Here is a 19939-nt window from a genome sequence, read left to right as displayed (position 1 = left end):
TCCGGCGGGCTATTTTTGCCGTGACAGGCTGAACGATGATATGCCCGGAATTTCCTTGGGCTCATTCCCTAGCAGGAGCGATGGAGAGCATGCCGAAGTTATTGGAACGGCCCCTAACGGAACGACAGGGGAGCGACATCGGGAGGCTCCCGGCGGACAATGCCGAAGCCCAATGATTGGAGGCGAAGAAAATTCGTAAACTGTTCGAGTACAACTGGCAGGTTCGCCGAGATTGGCTGGACTGGTGCAAGACGGTAAACGAGGAAGAGCTGATGAAAAGACGGACCGGCGGCATCGGATCCATTCTTCCGACGCTGTACCACATTGTGGCTGTCGAGTATGGCTGGATTTGCGGTGGAATCCAGGAAAAAGAGATTGATATTCCTCCGTTCGGAGAAGTGGCGAGCCTTCGGCAAATGACCGCATTCTCCGCCTCCTGCCACGCGGAGCTCGCTCCATTCGTGCATGATTGGAACGACAGCATGGAAAACCGCATCATGATCGACATCACGGATGAAGGAGAGCGTGTTCCCCATACATACGGCGAGGTGATGCGGCATTTGATCGCCCACGAAATCCATCACGCCGGGCAATTGTCCGTATGGTCGCGGGAGCTTGGAAAAGAGCCGGTTACGGCCAACTTGATCGGCAGAGGGCTGTTCGAAATGCCGGATTAATCGTACCGTCGGTCGCATCCGCATAAAGATTCGATATCGTCCGCAGCGGAAGATTCGATATCGTCCGCAGCGGCTGCAATCGCAATTGGTGGAAGAGCGAGCCCTTGCCGAACCGGGAACGTAATCGCTGAAGAATCCACGGGAATACAAAGAAACCGGCAAAGAGACGGGCTCCGTGAGCCCTTGCTCTTTGCCGGTTTTTAGTGCCGGTTCCATGGATGCGGCGGTCAGCTGCTGCGATTGGCCGCGCAGCTCTTTGTTCGAATTCGCAGGTCGACGGAGTTCGGTTAGGATGAGCCGATGCGCTATGGTAAAGTAAGAAGATAACGCATTTCCGCCCTATCGGGGCAACACTGTACATAAGGAGCTTGGTCGCCTCATGGAAATCTTCATCATGGTGATGGCGCTGCTGGTCCTGATCGGGGTCTCCAACATCATCAACCGCTTCATTCCGTTCGTCCCGGTGCCGATCATTCAGATCGCGCTCGGCATCACAGCGGCTTATTTCCCGTGGCTGCATCATGTGCCGCTGAATCCGGAGCTGTTCTTCGTGCTGTTCATCGCGCCGCTGCTGTTCAATGACGGCAAGATCACGCCGCGCGAGGAGCTGTGGAAGCTGCGCTCCTCCATCCTGCTGCTGGCGCTCGGTCTCGTGTTCGCGACCGTGCTCGTGGCCGGCCCGTTCATCCACTGGATGATTCCGGCCATTCCGCTGTCGGCAGCGTTCGCGCTGGCGGCGATCCTGTCCCCGACGGATGCCGTCGCCGTCGGCTCCATCGCGAGCCGCGTCAAGCTGCCAGGCAGCATCCTGCGCCTGCTGGAGGGCGAGGCGCTCATGAACGACGCCTCCGGCCTCGTCGCTTTCAACTTCGCCATCGCGGCGACAGTGACCGGCTACTTCTCGCTGACCAATGCCGTCGGCAGCTTTTTCGTCATCGCGCTGGGGGGTCTGGCGCTCGGAGCCGCGCTCGGCTTCGCTGTCGTCTGGTTGCGCGTCTGGCTGCGCCGCTGGGGAATGGAGGACGTCACGGTCCATATGCTGATCCTCATCCTGACGCCGTTCGTCATCTATCTCGCGGCGGAGCATCTGCATGTCTCCGGCATCCTGGCCGTCGTGGCCGCAGGCGTCGTCCATGCCATCGAGAGGGATCGGATGGGTCCATCCACGATCAAGCTCAACGTCGTCTCCGACAGTACCTGGTCGGTCATCATCTTCTGCCTGAACGGCCTTGTGTTCATGCTGCTCGGCCTTGAAATTCCGGATGTCATCCAGGTGGTCTGGGAAGATCCGAATTACAACAACGGCAAGGTCATCGGGTATATTTTCGCCATTACGGCGCTGCTGCTCCTGCTCCGGATGGCTTGGGTATGGGCCAATGAACGCAAGTTCAAGACGTCGCTGCTGACCGCCTTGTCCGGGGTGCGGGGAGCGGTGACGCTGGCGGGCGCGTTCTCCATTCCGCTCTTCCTGGGGGATGGCTCCGTGTTTCCGGAACGCAACCTGATCCTCTTCATCTGCGCCGGCGTCATCCTGATCACGCTGCTGCTCGCCAGCGTCATGCTGCCGCTGCTGACCCGCTCGTCCGAAGACGGCAAGACCAAGGATATGGAGGCAGCGTCCAAGGAAGCGGAGCGCCGCGCGCGCATTATGGTGCTGGACGCTGGACTGAGGACTGTGCAAGGGGAAATGCGCGAGGACAATCAGGCGGCGGCTCTTGATCTGCGCGCCGACTACGTCCAGCGCATCCAGCAGCTGCGGCTCGGCCTTGCTGCGGAGGCGGAATCCAGAAGCGCCGTCGTCGACCTGCGCCTGCATGCTCTCGAGGCGGAGCGCAAGGTTGCCCGCGAATGGCTGGAGGAAGGCCGAATCACGCCTGACATGGAGGAGGCCTTCCAGCATTATCTCAACCGCGTTGAGCTTGCCCTGACGAACCGGATCAAGCTGCTGGCTGCGCTGCTCTACGGCTTGTTCCTCCGCCTGTTCACCAAGCGGGGAAGGCACCGCAAGGCCAAGCTGAAGGGAACCCGGAGCAAGGAAGCCTATCTGGAGCTCAAGCAAGCCTCGGTCAAGGCGGCCGGGGAACGGATCAAGGAGCTGGAAGGCCGTTACAGCAAGGATATCGTGCTTGCGATGGTGGCCCATTACCGCGAGCTGGAGCTCCGTCTATGCAGCGGCCAGGCGGCGCTCGGCCGCCCGCTGGGCTCCAAGGAAGGGCGCAAGGAGCTGGAGCAGAAGGCCGTCCAAGCCGAGCGCAATGAAATCCAGCGCTTGTTCGAGAGCGGGGACATCGACCGGAAGCTTGCAGGCAAGCTGAGGGTCTACGTCAATTACCGGGAAGCAAGCTTGCATGAGAACGACGAAGTAGGAGCTGGTGCTCATTAGACGGATACAGTTATTCCTGTTATACATGGGCTCTACGATGGCAGGTCCTTCGTTCGGGCCGGCAGCGGGAGCGCGGGAGTCGGGACGGACAGGGCAGCGGCATTCATGAAAGGGGAAGCGAGCCACATGGACGGCATTCAGGAGCAGAAGCAAATGCGAGAGCAGGAGTCGGGGCCGATACGGTTTATTCCGATGGACGACAGCCATTACGAAGACTCCATCTCTCTGTGGAAGCGGATGGACGGATTGGTGCTGAGCGGGGCTGATTCGCGCGAGGCGATCTCGGCCTATCTGGAGCGGAACCCCGGCCTGAGCCTGGTCGCCGCTGCTGCAGGCAGAGTCGTCGGCACGCTCATGGCAGGCCATGACGGAAGGCGCGGCTGGCTGTACCACCTGGCCGTAGACCCGGAATTCCGGGGAAGAGGCATAGGCGGCGAGCTCGCGGAGCGATGCCTGCGCGGACTCGGAGAAGCCGGCATCGAGCGCTGTTATCTCATGGTCATGGAGAACAACGACGGGGGAGCGGCCTTCTGGACGAAGGCCGGCTGGGAGCAGCGGGACGGCATTCTGCTCTTTTCCAGGGATCCGGAGAAGCCGGCGTCCGGCGCGGGCAGATCGGGAGCCTCCGTCTCCAAGGAAGAGAAGAAGGCCGGAAGCAGCTGCAGCTGCTGAGCTTAGCAAGAAATCCGAGAATGGAAGGGCGGGGCGGTTGATGCAGACAACAAAGCTGCCGAAGGAACAGAAGAAGCAGCTCATCGGAGAGCTGCAGCATTATTTCCTCATGGAAAGGGACGAGGAGCTCGGGGAGCTGCCCGCGGAGCTGATGCTGGACTACATGCTCTCGCTGCTGTCGCCGGTCATCCGCAATCAGGCTGTCGAGGATGCCGTCCGAACCGTGCGCGAGCGTATGGGAGCGCTGGAGGAGGACCTTTATTCCCTTCAGCAAGGGAGCCGGACGGCGCGGAAATAAACCGCCGCTGAAAAAAACCGCAATCGGAAAGAAACCGATTCGGAAAAGAACGGAAAAAGCCTGTCCTGCAGCCGGTAAACCCGGCGCGGGACAGGCTTTTTTTTCAATACATGTTCTTGCCGTAGAAAATCTCGTCCATCTCGCCCTTGAGCTTCTCGGTTATCTCCTGCTGCTCTTCCTCGCTCAGCTTGTCCTTCGTATAGCCGAACAAGTAGTTGTTGAGATCGAACTGCTTCAGCTTGCACTTCGTGTGGAAGATGTTCTCCTGGTAGACGTTCACGTCGATCATGTGGAACAGGTCCTTCGCCTCGTCCGGGATGTAATTCTGGATCGAGCTGATATCGTGGTCGATGAACAGCTTATGCCCGGTAATGTCGCGGGTGAAGCCCCGCACCCGGTAGTCCAGCGTCATGATGTCCGTATCGAAGGAGGAGATGAGGTAGGTCAGCGCCTTCAGCGGGCTGATCTCGCCGCAGGTGGACACGTCGATGTCCGCCCGGAACGTGCTGATGCCTTCGTCGGGATGGAATTCGGGATACGTATGGACGGTGATATGGCTCTTGTCGAGCTGAAGGACGACGTTGGAAGGCATCGGTCCCGGAGATTCGCCGAAGGTGCCCTGGGGAACCTGCACGACGGGGCCTTCGGAGACGAGCAGCGTGACGCTGGCGCCCTGCGGCTCGTAATCCTGCTTGGCCGTATTGAGAACATGCGCTCCGATGATATCCGACACATGATGGAGGATATGGTTGAGACGTTCGGAATTGTACTGCTCGTCAATGTAAGCCAGGTAGGCCTCGCGCTCCTGCTTGTTGCGCGTGTAGCATATATCGTACATGTTGAAGCTCAGCGATTTGGTCAGGTTGTTGAACCCGTGAAGGGCGATGACCTGCTCGTGTGTCAATTTCATCCGGCAATCCTCTCCTTTGCGCGCCTGTGCCAAGTTATTCGTACTATTACCCCGGCCTGCAAAAGTTTACCCTCGCCCCCGTCTTGCGGTGCCAGGGAAGGCAGACGGCGAAGCTGCAGCGCCGCCAAGCACGCCAAGCGTCAAAGCATGCCAAGCACGCCCAGCTTTATCAGCCCTGCGCCTTGGGCACGGGCGGCACCGCTTGCTCCGCCTTGCCGCCGCCCCGCCTGCGCGAAGCCCGCTCAGCCGGATCGAACCGCCGCTGCACATACCCGAGCACGATGTCGGCGACGATGGCGAGCAGGGCGGCAGGAAGCGCTCCGGCATAGATGCGCAGCGAATTCTGGCCGTTGATGCCGGCGTACACTTCGCGGCCGAGGCCGTCGCCGCCGACGAGCGGGGCGATCGTGGCCACTCCGATGGCGATGACGGCCGCGATGCGGATGCCGGTCATCATATAGGGCAGCGACAGCGGCACGCGCACGCTCCACAGCAGCTGCCAGCGGCTCATCCCGACGCCGCGGCCGGCTTCGAGAAAGCTGCTGCCGACCTGCTGCAGGCCGACATAGGTGTTGCGCACGATCGGGTTGAGGGAGTACAGGAAGAGGCCGGCCATGACGGTCGTGTTGCCCAGACCCATCCAGAGCATGAGCAGGACGAGCATCGCGAGGCTCGGCACGACCTGAAGGATGCCGGTGACGGCCAGGATGATCCGGGCGAGCGGCCTGCTCCTGGTGCACAGGATGCCGAGCGGCACGCCGGCCGCAAGCGCGAGCAGCACGCCGGCCGCCACCAGCTGCACATGCTGGATGAAATATTCGGACAGCAGGCCGCGGTTGCGGTACAGGTAGTCCCAGAAGTCGGCAAGCGTTTCTTGCTGCTCAGGCATTATGGAATCAATCCTTTCTCCTTCAGGTAGGCGAGCGCTACTTCGCGCTCGCTCTTTTTCTCGATGTCGACCTTGTAGTTGAGGCTCACAATCGTATCGCGGTCCATCGTGCCGAACAGCGGGGCGATCGCTTGCTTGATCTCCGGATGGCGGGCTTCCATGTCCTTGCGCATGACGGCCGACGCATCATAGGGCGGGAAAAAATGCTTGTCGTCCGCCAGCGTGGCCAGATCGAAGGCTTTCAGCCGGGCGTCTGTCGAGTACGCGAGGACGATGTCGACCTGCTTGTTCTTGACGGCGGAATATACGAGGCTCAGCTCCATCGGATAGGACTTGGCGAAGGAAATGCCGTAAACCTTCTGGAAAGCCGGGTAACCGTCGCTGACCCGCTCCAGCCAGGAGGTGTCCACGCCGAAGCGCATGGAGGCGGCATCCGGCTTGATGTCGGATATGGTCTTGTAGCCTTTCTGCTCCGCGACTTCGCGCCGGACGGTGAAGGCATACGTGTTCTCGAAGCCGAGCGGATCCATCCAGTCGAAGCCGAAATACTTGTCAAAGCCTTCCTTGGCTTGGCGCAGCACCTCGGCACGATCCTTGGTCGGCTTTACGGGAAAGTGGTTGTTGAAGATCTCGCCGGAATACAGCGTGGCCAGATCGATGTCGCCCCTGTCGAGCGCGCTGAATACGAGCGGGCTGGCAGCCAGGTCGGGAATGACCTTCACCTGCAGATCCGTGCTGCGTTCAATGAGGGCTTTGTACATTTCCGCCAGAATCTTCGTTTCGGTAAAGGTCTGGGCGCCGATCCGGAGGTCCGCCTTGCCCGTGCAGCCCGGGGCGAGCAGGAGGAACGCCAGCAGAAGCGGAAGCGCCGCCATGCGGCCGGCTTTCCCGGAGTATTCCGGCTTCTCCGGCCGGCTTGTCGCTTTCAGAATCGCGAACCGTGCTGCCGCCCGCCTCATCGCCTTCAGGACCGCGAACCTGTCCCCCGGCGGGCTTATCGCCGTAAGGCGCGCCATCCAATCCACGGGCATGTCTGTCCAATGTCTGCTCCTCACGCGGCTGCGCCTCCCCTCAAGCCGAAGCGGCGGGTCAGGGCGCCTTCGATCCAGCCGAGCAGCAGATCGGCGGCCAGCGACAGCGCGATCGCTCCTAGTGCACCGGCGACGATGAGATAGGGCTGGTTGACGCCCATGCCGGAGACGATCAGCTGTCCGAGGCCGCCGGCTCCGATCAAGGTCGCCAGAGTGGCCCAACTGATGACGTAGACGGTCGTCAGCCGGATGCCGGACATGATGTACGGCACGGCCAGCGGCAGCTGGACGCGCAGCAGCCGCTGCGCGGGCGAATAGCCCATGCCGCGCGCCGATTCCAGCACATGGGGATCGACGCTGCGGAAGCCTTCATAGGTGTTGCGGAGCACCGGCATGATGGAGTAGAGCAGCAGCGCGAGCACCGCCGGCTTGACGCCGATGCCCATGAGCGGAATCAGGATGGCGAGCAGCGCTAGGCTCGGAATCGTCTGCAGCAGATTGGCCGCGAAGAACACAGCGCTGTTCAGCCAGCGGATCCGGTTGTAGACGAGCAGCACGCCGAGCGGCAGCGAGATGGCGCAGCCGAGCAGCACGGCGGCGAGCGAGATGCCCAGATGCTCGCGCAGCGCGGTCAGGATGTCGGGAAAGCGGTCCCGGACAAAAGAAAAGAAGCCGATCATGAAGGATCCTTCCCTTCGTCGTCAGTACGCTCCGGCGCCGTCTCGCCATGCCCGCCGCTATCCGTTGGGGAATTTTCTCCGCTGTCTCCCCCCGCTCTGCCACGGGCTCCTTGGTCATCATCATCAATGTCTCTCTCCGCATCGCCGCGAGCGCCTTGGCCGCCGGAATCGGAGCCGCTGTCCGCAGCGGAACCGCCGTAGCCACTCGTTCCGGTATCCCAATCCCGTTCTCCGTCGCCTCCATCGCCGAGCGACGGCAGCAGCTCCGCCAAGTGGCGGACGACGCTGCCGCGGGTAATAAGTCCGATGAAGCGTCCGCCTTCGTCCACGACAGCGACGTTGTGCAGCCGGTGGCTGGCGAGCAGCTCGACGGCCTGTGCCAGCGGAGTGCCCGACTGGACGACGTAGCGCACGGGCATCATGACGTCGGACACGGTCTTTTCCTCTTCGCCGTACCGGTCCAGAACGTTGTAGATCGACACGCTGCCGAGCAGGCGCCGCTGGCGGTCCACGACGTACAGGGAATCCACCTTGCGCCGCTCCATCGTCAGAATCGCCTCGGCCAATCCGCGGTTCGGATACGTGATGGCCGGCTGGGTGACCATGACGTCGTTGACGGAAGCGGAAGGGGAGTCGACCGAAGCGTTCGCTCCTTCAAGCTGCAGCGCTTCTTCCTGTCCGACACCCGCGTCCAGACGCTTCTGCCCGATGAAGGAACGGACGAAGTCGTTGGCCGGGTGGCGGAGAATCCGATCCGGCGTATCGCTTTGCACGACTTCTCCGTCCTTCATGAGGACGATGCGGTCGGCGATCTTGAGCGCTTCGTCCATGTCATGCGTGACGAAGATGATCGTCTTGTGCAGCTCCTGCTGCAGCCGCGCCATGTCTTCCTGGAGCTGCTCGCGGCTGAGCGGATCGAGGGCGCTGAACGGCTCGTCCATGAGGATGACGTCCGGATCTGCCGCCAGCGCGCGGATGACTCCGACCCGCTGCTGCTGGCCGCCGCTCAGCTCCGAAGGATAGCGGTCCCGGTATTGGTCGGGATTCAGGCCGACCATCTCCAGCAGCTCGTCGACGCGGCTCGCGATCCGATCCTTGTCCCAATGCTTGAGGCGCGGAACGGTGGCCACGTTGCGCGCGATCGTCATATGGGGGAACAGCCCTACGCTTTGGATGACGTAGCCGATGCTGCGGCGCAGCTCTACGGGATCGATCGATGCGATGTCCTTGCCGTCGATCGTGATGGAGCCGCTGGTCGGAGCGACAAGGCGGTTGATGAGCCGCATCGTGGTCGATTTCCCGCAGCCGCTCGGTCCGATGAGGACGGTCATCTCGCCTTTGCGGAATTCGAGGTTGATATCTTTGAGGGCATGGAAGCCGTCGTCGTACTTCTTGTTGACATTCTTGATAACAATCATGGCACGCAACCTCCGCCCGATTCCTGAAGTGGTAGTTAAAGTATGGCCTTCCAGCGCCGTTTCATCCGCAGAAATTCCTTGCCGGCGACACTGGGGCCGGCCGGGCCAAAGCCTCCCGCGTCCGCGTCGGGGCACGGTGAATTCGGGCTTCACGCAAGTTGCGGCGGGAGACGTATTGGCGCTGCTTCCCCGGTTAATGCTACAATTTAACTCTAGAGGAGGCGATTGACGTGGCGTTTTGGCAGCCTTCCAAGTTGACGGTCTATCTGGTCGCCGGCGTCGCGACTTATCCTTCCACGTTTCAGGAATGCAGGCGCATGCTGGATCGGCTCTTTGGCGAGCAGGGCACGGAGGTGTCCATGGAGGTGCTGTTTCCCTATGGCGATTATTCCCGCAAGCTGTGGCGGCAAGTATGGGAGGTCCGGTCGGATCTGACCCGGCTGCTGTTCCCGAGCCGGATCGGAGCCCGCGCGATGATCCGCGATCTCGGGCGCTCTTATGCGGGCGGACCGGTGCTGCTGCTCGGCCACAGCGGCGGAGGAGTCGCGGCATGCCGGGCCGCGCGGCTGCTGCTGGAGCAAGGCATTCCGGCGGATGACATCCGGGTCGTCCAGATCGGGTCTCCCCGGGTGCCGGTTCCGGATGAGCTGCAGGAGAGCAGCGCGTATTTCTACGCGCTTGACGGCAGAGGCCGGCCGGACGATCCCGTGACGCGGCTCGGGAGCTGGGGAGGCTGGCTGCGGCTGCCTGGCGGAATTCCAGCCTGGAACCGGATGCGCTACGCGCCGGGTTATGTGAAGGGGCTGCCGGTCATCGGCGGGCATACGAATTATTTCCGCCACCAGCTTCCTTATGTGGACGGAGACTCCCGCAGCAATCTCGACAAGACGATCAGCGCCGTGGCGGACTGGTTGAAAGGCGACCTGCCTTCCGTTAAACTACAAAAAGGTAAGTAAATATAATTCGATTAGAGAAAGGGGCAGGCCCATGTACGAGATTCGCCGCAACGCGGACCGTTCCCATCGCGAGAACGAGTGGCTGAAGAGCAGCCAGAGCTTCAGCTTCGGGGATTATTATGAAGAGAGCAACCGCAGCTTCGGCTCCATGGTCGTGTTCAACGAAGATATCGTCGCCGGCGGCAGAGGCTTCGGCGCCCATCCGCATCGCGAGATGGAGATTGTGTCCATCGTCCTCAGCGGCAGGCTGAAGCATGAAGACAGCTCGGGCGGCAGCGCCGAGACGACCTACGGCGGCGTTCAGCGCATGACGGCCGGGACAGGCATCGTGCATTCGGAGGTCAATCCCGACCCGGACGAGCCGGTTCATTTCCTGCAGATCTGGTTCACTCCCGAGACGAGGAAGCTGGAGCCGTCCTACGAGACGAGCTTTTTCGATCCGAAGTCCATCCATGGACAGCTGCTGCCGATCGTCTCCAGGGATGCGGCGGGACCCGGCGCTGCTGGCATCCATCAGGATGTGAATCTGTATCTGAGCGAGCTCGGCGGCGGCCAAGGCATCATCCACTACACGCGCGAAGAGCGCCTGCTGGCCGTCTTCGTGCTGGACGGCAGCCTTGGCGCGGAAGGCGTCGACGGCGAGCTGGCCCAAGGCGACATGCTCCGGGCTTCGGGCTTCGACAAGCTGGAGCTGAAGGCGGGCCCGGACGGGACGCGGCTGCTGCTGATCGACATGGCTCCAGTCGGCAAGGGAGGCGTTCCGGCATGAGCGAGCGGCTTCTGATCAAGCTTGTCATCGGCCGTACTCTCCTCGATACAGGGGCGCATTCGCTTGCCTTCCAGGTGGAAGAGGGCGGCAGGGGATGGGTCATCACGGTGTCCAATCTGGCCGCTGCCGATGCGTCCTATATCGGAGACAACATCGATCAGCTGAACTTCTTTCATTTCGTAAGCGACGATTCTTCCGGACTTATCCGCAAGTTCTGGCTGTACGACCTGGACAGGCCTTCGTATGTGTACGATCCGGCGATGCAGGAAGCGGTATTCGAGGTGGATTCCCGGGTAGCGTACTCCAACGAGAAGGTGTAACCGCCCAGCAAGCGATTTCATAGGATAGGGAATGAGGAAGGAGGAAGGGATTCATGGCAAATACGTACACGTATACGCGGCGCGAGGAAGTGGCCAATGCGGTCACGCATGGAATCGGCACGGCGCTGAGCGTCGCGGCGCTCGTGCTGCTCATCGTGTTCGCGGCCGAGAAGGGAACGGCGCTGCATGTCGTCAGCTTCACGATCTACGGAGTGGCCATGCTGCTGCTGTATGCGGCTTCGACGCTGGTGCACAGCTTCCGGGAGGGGCGGGCCAAGCAGGTGCTCGAGGTGCTGGACCACTCCTTTATTTACGTATTCATCGCAGGCACATACACGCCTCTGCTGTTCCATATGGTCGGCGGAAAGCTGGGGTGGACGCTGTTCGGCATCATTTGGGGAATCACGGTATTCGGCGTGCTGTTCAAATCGTTTTTCGTGACGAGATTCCTGTTCACCTCGACGATCCTGTACATCGCGATGGGATGGCTGATCGTATTTGCCTGGGGCCCCCTTACGGCTCGCCTCGCTCCCGGCGGAGTCGCTCTGCTCATTGCCGGCGGTCTGCTCTACACGGTCGGCACGATCTTCTATGTATGGCGGGGATTCCCGTACCATCACGCGGTATGGCATCTGTTCGTGCTGGCCGGCTCGGCCGTCCATTTCTTCGCGATCCTGCTCTACGTGCTTCCCTGGAGCTGATGCCGCCGTATGCGGCTCGGCAGCTGTCAGCCGTTCATAGAGGCAAAACAAAGAGGCTGTCCCATAAGTCATGAAAATGACTGGGGGCAGCCTCTTCGCTTTTTCCCGCTTATCCCTGCTCTGCGGACGAAAAACTTCGCCGGCTACAGCATATCGGAATCGATGATGCGCCAATGGAGGCGTACCGCCTGCTCCAGCTTCTCCTTGTCGCGGCTGCGGAACAGCTCGGCGATCAGGCGGTGCTCGCCGTTGATTTCCTGCAGGAGGGCAACCAGCCTTTCCTTGTCCTCGCTGGCATAGGATTGCCGCAGGAATCCGTTCTTGAGGGAATCCAGCATCTCGATCAGGGTGGAGTTGCCGCATCTGCGGAGGTAGTATTCGTGGAACTGCGCCTGATGCTCGTAATAACGGCTGAAGTCATAGGCATCCAGATCGTCCTGAATCGCCGCGACCAGATCGTCGAGAGCCTCAAGGTCCCTATCGCTCAAGTGATCGACAGCCAGCGTGGCGGCCAGCGAATCCAGCGTTCCGATCAGGAGGGAGTAATCCTCCTTTTTTTTCTGGTCGAAAGCTTTGACGGTGAAGCCCCGTCGAGGCAGGTAATCGAGCAGGTTGTCCGAGCTGAGCTGGAACAAAGCCTCGCGGGTAGGCGTCCTGCTGATGTCCAGCCTCTTGCATATTTCGGCCTCGTTGATCTTGGAGCCGGGAAGCAGCGTTCCTTCCTGGATCCGCTGGGCGATGTACTCATAGACATGATCCTTGAGGGACTGGTACTTCGGCTGCATGCCTTCACTCCTCTGTTGAAGCGTTGCTAGGTTATCGTGCATGGATATGCAATTTATTTGTATAAATACTCCATATGACACATATTATCATCGGTTTTAAGCTTCATCAAGGGCATAAAAAGAATAATGATGACAGTTGCATGTTCGGTTTATGCACATGAATTCCATTAATCAAGAAAATCATTGTTAGATTCCATTTTCTATGTTATTATTCCTTTCATACGCGATAAGCGCTTCCATACTAGAATATTGTATACAAATGAAGCGTGTTTTAACCCTCCGGATCTCTGTTGGCCGGGTGGAGGCAGGGCGCCTGGATGTTTCCCGCATCCGGGATTTTTTATCCGTCATATTGTATACAAAATACAATATGCATTTAAAGGAGAGAAAAAACATGCAATCCGCAGAAGCCATCGCTTTATCCGAGCGGCATGCCGCCCGCAATTACCACCCTCTGCCCATCGTCATCGAGAAGGCCTCCGGCGTCTGGGTGCACAGCCCGGAAGGCGAACGCTACATGGATATGCTGAGCGCTTATTCGGCTCTGAACCATGGCCATCGCCATCCGGTGCTGATCCGGGCGCTGCAGGACCAGGCTGCCAAGGTGACGCTGACTTCCCGGGCCTTCCACAATGACGCGGCGGCTGCGTTCTACGGCAAGCTTGCCGACTTCACGGGCAAGCCGAGAATCCTGGCCATGAATACGGGCGCCGAGGCGGTGGAGACGGCGCTGAAGGCCGCCCGCCGCTGGGGCTACACAGTCAAGGGAATCCCGGAGGATCAGGCGGAGATCATCGTCTGCACGGGCAACTTCCATGGAAGAACCCTCGCGATCACCTCTTTCTCTTCGAGCGAGGAATACAAGAGAGGATTCGGCCCTTTCCTGCCGGGCTTCAAGCTCGTTCCTTACGGCGACCTGGAGGCGATGGAGGCGGCGGTCGGGGAGCATACCGCTGCCGTGCTCATCGAGCCGATCCAGGGAGAGGCGGGAATCGTCATTCCTCCGGACGGTTACCTGCGCGGAATCCGGGAGCTGTGCAGCCGCCGAGGCATGCTGATGATCGCCGACGAGATCCAGACCGGCTTCGGCCGCACCGGCAGGCGCTTCGCCTGCGATTGGGAAGAGGTGGAGCCGGACATGTACGTGCTGGGCAAGGCGCTGGGCGGCGGCATCATGCCGATCTCGGCCGTGGCGGCGGATGAAGGCGTGCTTGGGGTGTTCGAGCCGGGATCGCACGGGTCCACATTCGGCGGCAACCCGCTTGCCTGCGCGGTCGCCTCCGCAGCGCTGGACGTCCTGGAGGACGAAGCTCTGGCGGAGCGTTCCGAGCGTCTCGGAGCTTATCTGCTGGAAAGGCTGCATGCGATCCGGAGTCCCCGCATCCGGGAAATCCGCGGCCGCGGGCTGTTCGTCGGCATCGAGCTGGACCGTCCCGCGCGAGAGTACTGCGAAGCCTTGATGTCCAAGGGCCTTCTGTGCAAGGAAACGCATGATACGACGATCCGTCTTGCCCCGCCTCTCGTCATTGCCGAGGAGGAGCTCGACTGGGCGCTCGAAAGACTGGCGGAAGTGCTTGAAGCCGACATCGACCACAAAGGAGACGGTAGCGATGATGAAGATGACGACGGACATGAATGAGCGGCAGCGGAACGGGCAGCGCAAGATTCAGCTGATTCGAGTGCCATTCTGGCTCGGCGGGGGCCGTGCAGGTACGGAGCTTGGACCGGAGAGCATCATCGAGGCCGGACTCAAGCGGCAGCTGAAGGCGATGGAGCTGGAGCTGGCGGAGGAATGGGAAGTCGACGTGCCGGGAGATGCGGTGGAGCCGGCCCCTTCCGGATGCTTGATGAAGCACAAGGCTGAAGTGGCGGAAATGGCTGGCCTGGTCGGAGAGAAAGTATATCGCAGCGTCAGTTCAGGGGCTTTTCCCCTCGTGCTCGGCGGAGACCACAGCGTCGCCATCGGAACGCTGGCCGGCCTCAGCGGACATTACGGCAAGCTGGGAGTCATCTGGTTCGATGCGCATGGGGACTTGAACCACGAAGGCACGACCCCCTCGGGCAACATGCACGGCATGGCTCTGGCGGCAGCGGTCGGACACGGCTCCTTCACGCTCGCGGACATTCCGGGAGCAGGGCCGTTGATCCGTCCTGAGAATGTCGTTCTCGTCGGCGTGAGGGAACTGGATCCCGGTGAAAAAGAGTTCATCCGCTCGTCCGGCATGACTTGCTTCACGATGCATGAGATCGACCGGATGGGCATTCATGCGGTCATGGAAAAAGCGATCGCCGCCGCCGGGCGGGATGCCGACGGCGTTCATATCAGCTTCGACCTGGACTGTCTCGATCCCTTGCAGGCTCCGGGAGTGGGGACGCCGGTTCCCGGAGGACTGAGCTACCGGGAAGCCCACTATGCGCTGGAGCTGCTGGCGGAGAGCGGAATCGTCACTTCGATGGAGCTGGTAGAGGTGAATCCGGTGCTGGATCCTGCGCGGCGGACGGCCAGGGCAGCGGTTGAGCTCGCGGCTTCCTTGCTCGGCAAGCGTATTTTATAGGCGGAAAGGCTGCGATCCGGGCTGCTGCATGATTATACGGAGCAGCCCTTTGCATTAAGCTTGATTTTATCGTATGTTTGGTTGCTGTTTGGTTCATTTCAACGAGCAAAACCATGAAAAAAGTCGTTTGCTATCAAGGAATATACCGAATCGTAATAATTGAAAAGATAGATTGAGAGAATAGGATCGCAATGTTATAATTCCTACCATACGTTATACAGTCTTTAGTATATTGTATACATAATAAGGGGGAATGAAATCTTGTCCAGCCGCTTGAAGCTGAATAGAAAGCTGTTGTCTGCCGTCATTGCCGGTTCGATGCTTGCATCGCTGCTGGCTCCTGCGGCATCCGCCGCGCTGCCGAGCGCTTATGATTCGGCGACCGTCCAAACAACGGATGCACAAACGAGTGTGCCGCTCAACGGATCTCTAGTGCAGGGAGCGCCTGGCTACGAGGCGTACCAGTACATGATCAATCTTACGGATACGATCGGCACGCGGCCGGCTGGTTCCGCCAAGGAAAATGAGGCGCGGGATTATATCCAGGGAGAATTCGCCGCAATGGGGTACAGCCCCACCGTCACCGAGTTCGTCTACAACTCCAAGAACGGCGGCAAAAGCTACAATGTCGTCGCCGAGAAGCATGGCGCATCTCCGCGCACGATCATAGTCGGCGCTCATTACGATTCCGTGAAGGCGCCTAGCCGCGGCGCGGACGACAATGCCTCCGGCGTCGCCGTCATGCTTGAGTCTGCTAAAGCGGTATCGCAGCAGACGGTTCCATACACGATCAAATTCGTTGCCTTCGGTTCCGAGGAAGCCGGCCTGCAGGGCTCCAAAGCCTATGCAGCCGCCATGTCCGAGGCCGACAAGGCCAACACCGTGGCCATGATCAACCTGGACAGCCTCGCTGCCGGAGACCATATGTATGTCTACGGATCTGCCGGAAAGGGCGGCTTCGCGCGCGACCAGGCGCTGGCCATCGCCGGCACGCTCGGACTGGACCTGCAGACTCAGAACGGGGACAATCCCGAGTATCCTGCCGGGACGACCGGCGACTGGAGCGACCATGCTCCGTTCAAGAACGCCGGCATTCCGTACGCTTATCTGGAAGCGACCAATTGGGCGCTTGGCGACAAGGACGGCTACACCCAGACCGAGAAGGACGGAGCCATCTGGCATACAGCCAAAGATACGCTGTCTTATCTGAACGCCAATTATCCCGGCAGGGTCGAAGAAAGGCTGAGCACCTTCGCGTCCGTGCTGACGAACCTGCTGCTGGAAATCGAAGAGCCGTCCGACAAGCTGACCTTGAGCAGCGACAAGGCCTCGATCACCGAGAAGCGCACGATTACGGTCGATATGACTCTTCCGTCCGGAATTTCCGCGACGGATGCCGTTTATATGAATTGGACCTATGGCGGCAAGCCTCTCAGCGACTGGAAGAAGTACAATGCGCAGAAAGGCGATTATTCCGGAGCTCCCTTCATCTATCTGGAAGGCAAGCCCGTTGTAAGCGGACGCCATCTTACCGCCAAGATCACGTTCGACCTGCCCTATGACCGCGTCAACGTGTCCGGCAGCCCCTACCGCCAGCTGTATCCGAAGCTGCTCGGCACGAACGTGCTGATGGTATCCGACGCTGACGGCGTACCGGTCGCTTCGGCGCCGATCAAGCTGAACGTCTATGACACCTACCGCACTTATGACGAAATCAAGCCGGAAATCGACCGCATAACGGCCGGCGCGAAGAGCGGCCGCTACATCGAGACCCGGGTGCTCGGCAAGTCCGTCCAGGGCCGCGACATCAACTTCACGATTCTGGCCAAGGACAAGGCGTCCGTCGACCAGTATGTGAACGAGACGCTGCCCGCCATGATCGAAGATCCGGCCGGGCTGCAGGAGAAGATCCGCAGCGGCAAGCTGACGGACTACAAAGTGCCGGTCTGGATCAACAACATCCATCCGGACGAAGCACCGGGCGTGGATGCGATCCTGAACTTCTTTGAGGAAATGACCAAGAAGGACACGATCCAGTACGGCACGACCGACAGCTCCGGAGCCGCGCGCCAGGTAAGCTTCGATGTGGCGGATGCGCTGGATGACGTCATCTTCCTGCTGAACTACACGCAGAATCCGGATGGCCGCTACCTCAATACGAGGGCCAATGCGAACAGCTTCGACCTGAACCGCGACAACTCGTACCAGACGCAGCCGGAGACGCAGATCGTCGCCAGCGAGATCGCCAAGTGGTCGCCGCTGTCCTTCCTGGATTTCCACGGGTTCGTCGGCCAGTTCCTGATCGAGCCGTGCACGCCTCCCCATGATCCGAACATCGACTACGATCTGCTGATCGACAGCATGGTGGAGCAAGCCGATGCGATGGGCCGCGCCGCTGTCGCCAACACGAAGTACGATGTGTACCACATCCCTTATCTGGAAGCCGAAAAAGCGGCTGCAGACCCGAGCTACAAGCCGATCGCCAACGCTACGGGCTGGGACGACGCTTCGCCTGCCTACACAGCCGTATTCGCCATGCACCAGGGCGCTCTCGGCCATACGATCGAGATTCCCGAGCTGAATGAAGATTCGACGACGGCACTGCTGTATACCGCGCTTGCTTCGACGGATTACGTCATGGCGAACAAGCAGAAGCTGTTCCTGAACCAGCTGGAAGTGTACAAGCGCGGCATCGGGAACGTTGACAGCCCGACTGTCGACAAGTATCTGGTCAATGCCAAGCATGAGTCCATCGGCCGCCCGCGCGCCGAAGGCAAAAGCTTCTTCCCGGAGTACTATGTCCTTCCGGTCGACGCATCCAACCAGAAGAACGCTCTCGAAGCGGTCAATATGGTGAACTACCTGATCCGAAACAGCATCAAGGTCGAGAAGACGACCGATTACGCAACGATTGAGGGCAGGACGTATCCTGCCGGCACTTATCTTGTTCCTATGCATCAAGCCAAGCGCAGCTTCGCCAATCTCGTCCTGTATGACGGCATCGACGTTTCCGACTTCAGCGAAATGTATGCCGACATCGTACAGAGCTTCTCTTATATGAGAGGTTTCGACCGCTACGCGGTCTACGTCAAGAACGCGTTCGCCGGCAAAACTGAAGCGGTAGCGAAAGCAGACAAGCCCGCATCGGTTATCAACGGCTCTTATGCCCATTATGTCATCCGCAGCAGCAACAACGATGCGATCCGGGCGGTCAACGAGCTGACGGCTGCCGGCAAGGCTGTTACGCTCCTTACGGCAGGGGGACCGGATTACGAGAAGGGCGACTACCTCGTCTCGTATGCGAACCTGAAGCTCGTCAAGGACAAGTATTCCCTGGTTACCATTCCTTGGTATTCCCCGAGCTCCGTCCCAAGCGGCAAGCTGCTGAAGTCCGCTGCCGTATCCGCATCCGGCGTTCCGGCATTCGCGCTCAAGGATCTCGGCTTCAAGATCGCGGCCGATCAGGCCGCAGCGGATGTGCTCGTCAATACGGCCGGCAGCAAAGCCTTCATTGAAGCCGGCAAGCCTTTCATCGCATATGGAAGAGCGGCGATGAATACGCTGAAGGGGACGGGACTGCTTCCGGGATTCGATTTCGCGACTACGGGCAGCACCCATGAAGGCTTGATCAAAGCGGTCCTGAACCAGGACAGCGTCATCTCCGCTCCATATCTGGGAGATGATTATCTGTACACCCAATCCGGATCCTATATCAAATCCGTTCCGGAAGGCGCCGAAATTCTGGCCTCGGCAAGCGCTGCAGAAGATTTCTTCATCGCCGGCTGGTGGCCTGGGCATGACGTCGTCAAAGGCAAGGTCATGGGCTTCAAACTGGCCAACGCGGCCTTGAACGTGACCGTCTTCGCCGGCGAGCTGACCAACAAGGCGCATCCTCAGGCTCAATACCGTCTGCTCGCCAATGCCATCTACGCGGCAGCGCCTGCAGCGGCAGCCGCTTCCATGGACGATGGAGACGGCGAGATCCCGACCTCGTCGGTTTCGCCTTGGACACCGGCGCCGACCGTAGCACCTACAGCTACGCCTGCACCGACCGCGACGCCTGCGCCATCGCCGTCGATTCAGCCTTCGGCTTCTCCGACGCCGGCGCCGGCTCACAGCTTCCGCGATCTCGACTCCGTCAGCTCTTGGGCTGGAGATGCGATCGCAGAGCTGTACGCCAAGGGCATCGTCAAAGGACTGGACGAAAACAGCTTCGGTCCTAAGAAGGAAGTAACCCGCGCCGAGTTCCTGACGATGCTCGTGCGGGCGCTCAACGTGCCGAGCGGGACGGCGAGCATGTCGTTCGGCGATGTGAGCCGGAATGCCTGGTACTATGACGCTGTCGCTGCCGCTGTGTCGGCAGGCATCGCCAAAGGCACGGGCGAGAGCAAGTTCGAGCCTGGCCGGGCGATCACGAGGGAAGAAATGGCGATCATGGCGGCGAATGCGTTCAAGCTGGCTGGCAGCATCGCAGCTGCGGATTCGTCTGCGGCGCTTGCAGCCTATAAAGACAGCGGCAAGATCGCTTCCTATGCCAAATCTTCCGTAGCTCTGCTCAGCGAAAAAGGAATCCTCACGGGAACGGGAAGCGGCGGATTCGAGCCGAAAGGCAAGGCCAACCGCGCTCAGGCTGCCGTCATCATCAGCCGGCTGCTCCACGCATCCTGATGGATTGAAATGAAAGAGGGAAAGAACTGTTCCGAACAGTTCTTTCCTTGTTCATTTCTTGCTTTTAACCATTACTAGCAAGAGTACAGGATAAAATATCTTTATTCGTAAATAACTTCATCTTAAAAAGACGTAAATGGCATCATTTTGAAACTTGCGCTTCAAACGTTGTGATTGCTTATTATCGGTGTTATACTGGCATTCGTAATTATTTATTCGTTTTTTCG

At 59.9% G+C, this 19939-nt stretch carries 16 protein-coding genes and 1 pseudogene; 11 read left to right on the top strand and 6 right to left on the bottom strand.

Annotated elements, in window-relative coordinates:
* The first annotated feature begins 176 nt into the window (after positions 1 to 176).
* The 4 genes from ACLBWT_RS20610 to ACLBWT_RS20595 all read left to right on the top strand — a co-directional run bounded on the left by ACLBWT_RS20610 (position 177) and on the right by ACLBWT_RS20595 (position 4030).
* Positions 177 to 677, top strand: coding sequence for a DinB family protein (locus ACLBWT_RS20610; RefSeq protein ID WP_447665001.1), 501 nt, complete (start codon positions 177 to 179; stop codon positions 675 to 677).
* Positions 678 to 1056: 379 nt separating this feature from the next.
* A complete protein-coding gene (locus ACLBWT_RS20605; protein ID WP_447665000.1) occupies positions 1057 to 3060 on the top strand; it encodes a Na+/H+ antiporter in 2004 nt (667 codons plus the stop codon).
* Between the two features lie 126 nt (positions 3061 to 3186).
* Positions 3187 to 3732 carry a GNAT family N-acetyltransferase gene (locus ACLBWT_RS20600; RefSeq protein ID WP_447664999.1) on the top strand — a complete coding sequence of 182 codons (546 nt, stop codon included), beginning with the start codon at positions 3187 to 3189 and terminating at the stop codon, positions 3730 to 3732.
* 40 nt (positions 3733 to 3772) lie between these two features.
* Positions 3773 to 4030, top strand: a complete 258-nt coding sequence (locus ACLBWT_RS20595; RefSeq protein WP_447664998.1) for a DUF2164 domain-containing protein — start codon at positions 3773 to 3775, stop codon at positions 4028 to 4030.
* A gap of 103 nt (positions 4031 to 4133) precedes the next feature.
* Here the strand turns inward: ACLBWT_RS20595 and speD are convergent, their stop codons facing one another.
* From speD to ACLBWT_RS20570, 5 genes and pseudogenes are all read right to left on the bottom strand, one after another.
* Complete coding sequence (gene speD / locus ACLBWT_RS20590; protein ID WP_447664997.1) at positions 4134 to 4940, bottom strand: adenosylmethionine decarboxylase; 807 nt, start codon at positions 4938 to 4940, stop codon at positions 4134 to 4136.
* 169 nt (positions 4941 to 5109) lie between these two features.
* Positions 5110 to 5829: an ABC transporter permease gene (locus ACLBWT_RS20585; protein WP_447664996.1), complete on the bottom strand. Its 720-nt coding sequence runs from the start codon at positions 5827 to 5829 to the stop codon at positions 5110 to 5112.
* Positions 5829 to 6704 (bottom strand): glycine betaine ABC transporter substrate-binding protein, encoded by an 876-nt coding sequence (locus ACLBWT_RS20580; protein WP_447665022.1) that lies wholly within the window; start codon positions 6702 to 6704, stop codon positions 5829 to 5831. Before ACLBWT_RS20580 ends, ACLBWT_RS20585 begins: the two co-directional genes overlap by 1 nt.
* 176 nt (positions 6705 to 6880) lie before the next feature.
* Complete coding sequence (locus ACLBWT_RS20575) at positions 6881 to 7540, bottom strand: ABC transporter permease (protein ID WP_447664995.1); 660 nt, start codon at positions 7538 to 7540, stop codon at positions 6881 to 6883.
* Positions 7541 to 7788: 248 nt separating this feature from the next.
* Positions 7789 to 8958: pseudogene (locus ACLBWT_RS20570) on the bottom strand (betaine/proline/choline family ABC transporter ATP-binding protein); the annotation flags it as partial.
* A 230-nt stretch (positions 8959 to 9188) separates the two neighbouring features.
* Here ACLBWT_RS20570 and ACLBWT_RS20565 point away from each other — a divergent pair.
* From ACLBWT_RS20565 to trhA, 4 genes are read left to right on the top strand one after another with little or no spacing between them, the layout of a single operon-like run.
* Positions 9189 to 9914 (top strand): hypothetical protein, encoded by a 726-nt coding sequence (locus ACLBWT_RS20565; protein ID WP_076353496.1) that lies wholly within the window; start codon positions 9189 to 9191, stop codon positions 9912 to 9914.
* Between the two features lie 31 nt (positions 9915 to 9945).
* Positions 9946 to 10683 carry a pirin family protein gene (locus tag ACLBWT_RS20560; RefSeq protein ID WP_447664994.1) on the top strand — a complete coding sequence of 246 codons (738 nt, stop codon included), beginning with the start codon at positions 9946 to 9948 and terminating at the stop codon, positions 10681 to 10683.
* Positions 10680 to 11003 (top strand): hypothetical protein, encoded by a 324-nt coding sequence (locus tag ACLBWT_RS20555; protein WP_447664993.1) that lies wholly within the window; start codon positions 10680 to 10682, stop codon positions 11001 to 11003. Before ACLBWT_RS20560 ends, ACLBWT_RS20555 begins: the two co-directional genes overlap by 4 nt.
* 53 nt (positions 11004 to 11056) lie before the next feature.
* The gene (trhA, locus tag ACLBWT_RS20550; protein WP_447664992.1) at positions 11057 to 11704 is read left to right on the top strand and encodes a PAQR family membrane homeostasis protein TrhA; all 648 of its coding nucleotides are present in this window, start codon (positions 11057 to 11059) and stop codon (positions 11702 to 11704) included.
* A 143-nt stretch (positions 11705 to 11847) separates the two neighbouring features.
* Here trhA and ACLBWT_RS20545 read toward each other — a convergent pair whose 3' ends face one another.
* Positions 11848 to 12489 carry a GntR family transcriptional regulator gene (locus ACLBWT_RS20545; protein WP_447664991.1) on the bottom strand — a complete coding sequence of 214 codons (642 nt, stop codon included), beginning with the start codon at positions 12487 to 12489 and terminating at the stop codon, positions 11848 to 11850.
* A gap of 394 nt (positions 12490 to 12883) precedes the next feature.
* On the opposite strand from ACLBWT_RS20545, the gene ACLBWT_RS20540 reads away from it, so the two are divergent.
* The 3 genes from ACLBWT_RS20540 (at position 12884) to ACLBWT_RS20530 (ending at position 19712) form a co-directional block, all read left to right on the top strand.
* Entirely contained in the window at positions 12884 to 14128 is a 1245-nt protein-coding gene (locus ACLBWT_RS20540; RefSeq protein WP_447664990.1) for an ornithine--oxo-acid transaminase, read from the top strand.
* Positions 14100 to 15044 (top strand): arginase, encoded by a 945-nt coding sequence (rocF, locus tag ACLBWT_RS20535; protein WP_447664989.1) that lies wholly within the window; start codon positions 14100 to 14102, stop codon positions 15042 to 15044. Before ACLBWT_RS20540 ends, rocF begins: the two co-directional genes overlap by 29 nt.
* A 261-nt stretch (positions 15045 to 15305) precedes the next feature.
* Complete coding sequence (locus ACLBWT_RS20530; RefSeq protein ID WP_447664988.1) at positions 15306 to 19712, top strand: M20/M25/M40 family metallo-hydrolase; 4407 nt, start codon at positions 15306 to 15308, stop codon at positions 19710 to 19712.
* Positions 19713 to 19939 lie beyond the last annotated feature (227 nt).

This window comes from Paenibacillus sp. D51F (assembly GCF_053345695.1).
This window is presented reverse-complemented; position numbering and strand designations above follow the sequence as displayed.